Source organism: Veillonella tobetsuensis (genome assembly GCF_001078375.1).
GTDB classification, from domain to species: Bacteria; Bacillota; Negativicutes; order Veillonellales; family Veillonellaceae; genus Veillonella; species Veillonella tobetsuensis.
In genome coordinates this window covers 1-395 of record NZ_BBXI01000027.1, presented here as the reverse complement: position 1 = coordinate 395, position 395 = coordinate 1, and the positions used below count along the sequence as shown (strand labels likewise).

Here is a 395-nt window from a genome sequence, read left to right as displayed (position 1 = left end):
GCTGTATTAATTTTATCTTTGATAGATTGTGCTAAATCAACGGTAATAGCATTACCATTTGCAGTCGTTGTTACATAATTAGCAGTACCATTAACAGCAAGAGATTGAGTTGCTAATGCTACGGTTCCTGTCGTACTGTTATCTGCTGCAGTCTTAAGTGTAGTCGCCCCTCCCGTTGTAGGGATTGCTGCAATCGCCGCGTCTAATTGCGCTTTATTAACGGCCTCTGTACCATTAACGGCTGTGGCTACATTGCTAATTGTTTTATTCCCCGCATTGATACCGTCTTTTGTAATGCTAGGACCCGTTGCAGTATCAGTACTATCTTTGAAAGATACACCAGAACCATTGACAACTGTGGTATTACCAGCAGCGTCTTTTGAGGTTACACCAGC

Annotated in this window: 1 protein-coding gene; it reads right to left on the bottom strand. The window is 42.5% G+C overall.

Annotated features, from left to right (window positions below; all coding sequences use genetic code 11):
• A partial coding sequence (locus VEI_RS10370) for a hypothetical protein (protein ID WP_145749529.1) occupies positions 1–395 on the bottom strand: 395 nt, incomplete at both ends.